General features: G+C 57.5%; 4 protein-coding genes. All 4 read right to left on the bottom strand.

Features of this window, described 5'->3' with window-relative positions; genetic code table 11:
- The coding region (locus Q7U71_03920) for an NAD(P)/FAD-dependent oxidoreductase (GenBank protein ID MDO9390904.1) at positions 1-327 on the bottom strand (327 nt) is incomplete at its 3' end.
- A 79-nt stretch (positions 328-406) separates the two neighbouring features.
- Positions 407-1066 carry a hydrogenase nickel incorporation protein HypB gene (gene hypB, locus Q7U71_03915; GenBank protein MDO9390903.1) on the bottom strand — a complete coding sequence of 220 codons (660 nt, stop codon included), beginning with the start codon at positions 1064-1066 and terminating at the stop codon, positions 407-409.
- Entirely contained in the window at positions 1059-1406 is a 348-nt protein-coding gene (gene hypA, locus Q7U71_03910) for a hydrogenase maturation nickel metallochaperone HypA (protein ID MDO9390902.1), read from the bottom strand. Before hypA ends, hypB begins: the two co-directional genes overlap by 8 nt.
- The coding region (locus Q7U71_03905) for a tetratricopeptide repeat protein (protein MDO9390901.1) at positions 1406-2943 on the bottom strand (1538 nt) is incomplete at its 5' end. The genes hypA and Q7U71_03905, both read right to left, overlap by 1 nt.

The following is a 2943-nucleotide window of genomic DNA, read 5'->3' as shown; positions in this document are numbered from 1 at the left end:
GGGAGCCTCGTTGGATCTGGGGAAATAACGGCCCCGGGCATCGCAGTAATATTCTATCCCCAGTTCATGGAAAAATTCCAGGGTCTGCTGCAGTTCAAACTGCGACAGCACCATGTCAGTCACCGCCGGAACCTGGGCGTGGAAGTGTTTTGGAGCCAGGTCGCGGTTGCTGAAATTGCAGCGTCCGTTGCCGGTGGCTAAAAGTTTGCGGCCCAGGGAGTGGTCCTTCTCCCATAGCCGCACTTTGGCCCCGCCCCTGGCGGCGGCAATGGCCGCCATTATCCCCGAGGCCCCGCCGCCTATTATCGATATTTCTTTTTTTGACATTACCTCTAAGCTCTAAGCTCTAAGCTGTATGCAATAAGCAGTAAACCGGAAATCGTGATTCGTTTTCTGCTTTCTGCCTTTATATTCCGTTCCCAGTTCCCTGCGTTCCGAGCCATTCCAGCCATTTGTCCAAGCCGTCACCTGTCTTGCAGGAGAGCCTGAAGATCGGAACGTTCGGATTGAGCCTTCTGATGTCATGCTCGGCCTTTTCAATGTCAAAGTCCACCGCCTGTAGCAGGTCTGTCTTGTTGATGATCACCGCCTGGGCCTCCGAAAAGATCAGCGGATACTTGGCCGGCTTGTCATGGCCTTCGGGGGTGGACAGCACCACCACTTTCAGTTCTTCGCCCAGGTCAAACTCGGCCGGACAGACCAGGTTCCCCACGTTCTCGATGAACAGATATTTCAGGCCGTCCAGGTCCAGGCTGCTTAAGACCGAGTCTATCATGTGGGCATCCAGATGGCACCCGCCCTCGGTGTTGATCTGAACCACCGGAACCCCCAGGGACTCTATCCTCCTGGCATCGTGGTCCCCGGTGATGTCGCCCTCGATCACCGCCAGCTTGTATTTTGGAAACAGGCCCTTGATGGTCTGCTCCAGAAAAGTGGTCTTGCCGGCCCCGGGCGAGGCGATCAGGTTCAGCGCCAGGATCTTCCGGGACCTGAACCACTGCCGGTTCAAGGCGGCCTGGGACAGATTCTCGTCCATGATGTTCTTTAAGATCTTTATCTCAGCCATTGTCCACTTCCATGCTGTCTATGTACATTTCCCGGCCCCCGGCTATTTGAACGTTAATCGAGCCGCAAAGGGAGCAGCCCAACCCCAAGTCCTGCTGTTCCGATTCCTTTTGGCACTCCCTGCAAAGAACTTTGACCGGCACCCACTCTATCTTCAGCCCGGCCCCCTCGGCGATGGTGCCTGAGGCCAGCAGGTTGAAATTCATCTCCACCGCCTCGGGCACGTAGCCGGTCAGCCGGCCGATCTTGAGATTGATCCGGGATACTTTAACCGCCCCGGCTTTTTGGGCCTGCTCCAGCACTATCTTGAAAAGGCTCTGGGTGATGGCCAGTTCGTGCATCAGCGGGTCTTTTTTAGCTTGTTGAGCTCGCCCCGGGCGTTTTCGTCTCCGGGATTGCGGGCCAGCCATTCTTCCAGGGTGGAGATGGCCTTGGCGGTGTTGTTTTGGGCCAGATAGAAGGTGTACAGCCGGCCGTACCCCTCGCCGAAATTGGGATTGATCTGGATGCCTTTCATGTAATAATACTCGGCCGAGTCCGGCATCCCGGCCTGCTGGAACGACATTCCCAGCTGCATCAGGATGTAGGGGTTGGCCGGGTCCTTCTGCATCACCTTGCGGAAATAACCCAAAGCCTTGGGAAACTCGCCCAGCTCGGCGTAGGTCACTCCCAGCCAGTTCAGGCCGGCCGATTCCTCGGGCATGATCTGGTTGGCCTGCTCGAACTGCTGGACCGCCTGCAGCTGGAGTTCCCTGGCCTCCTGGAGCCGGTTCTTCTGGCGGGCCTGGTCGGCCTGACGGCGCAGGGCCATGCCCAGGTTCCAGTAGGTCACCGCATAATTCCCCAGCAAACGCTGGGTGTTCTCGTCCTTGAACACCTTGGGATCGGTCAGCCCCCTCATCTTGTAAACATTGTTCAGGTTGTTCTGGGTGACCTGGATGTTGGGCTGTTTTTTGGAAGAGCTGTCCGGCAGTATCCGGTAAAGCATGCCTTCAAACGAGAGGTAGTTTTCCAGTCCGGTCAGGTTGTCGTCCGAGACCGTGGCCGCGAAGTAGATGGGATATTTCTCCCTGTAATCCTTGCCGAACACCAGGGCGGCGAATTCCTTGGGCGGGGCCAGCACCTGGGCAAAGGAAAGCTTTTTGCCGGCATTGGCCGCGATGATCAGCCGGACCGCGATGTCGGAGACCTTGAAGATCTGCCCGTCCGGGGTCCGCAGCGGCTGGAGCTGGTCTATCTGGTAGTCCGAGATGTCCATTTCCACGCCGCTCTGCTTCATCTGCTTGAGGTACCAGTTGGTGTTGCCCAGGGAAAGGTTGACGATCTTCACGTCCTTGCGCGATCTCCAGACCTCCTGCACGAACCAGACCGGGAAGGTGTCGTTGTCTCCGTTGGTGAAGATGATGCCGCCGGGCAGGGCCGACTGCAGGATGTTGTAGCCGTAATCCGCCGGGATCCAGTTGTTGGAGCGGTCCTTCTCGTGATAGTACCTTTTGACGTTGAACAGGCCCACCCCCAGCAGGATCACACCCAAAGCAATGATGGCGTAGCGGGTCCATTTCTCAAGCGACTTGGCCATCAGCTCCCGTACCAGGTGCATCAACCGCCAGGTGCCCATCCCGATCCAGACGGCGAAGAACAGGTAGCAGGGCGCATAGATATAGTCCCGGTCGCGGGGCTGGGGATTTCCCATGTTCAGGTATACCACCAAGCCCAGGCCGGTGATCAGGAAGGCCGGTCCCACCAGGGAAAAGCTTTTGTCCTTACGTTTAAGCAGGTGAAAGAAACCGAAGACGATGGCTAGGGCTATCAGGATGGCTGACATGGCGCTGCCCTGGAAAACGCCCAGCAGGATCCCGCCCACCAGAAGCACCACGG

The sequence above is a fragment of the bacterium genome (assembly GCA_030655055.1).
Taxonomy (GTDB): domain Bacteria; phylum Edwardsbacteria; class AC1; order AC1; family EtOH8; genus UBA5202.
Note: the sequence above shows the minus strand (reverse complement) of the source record. Positions and strands in the feature narration are given on the sequence as shown.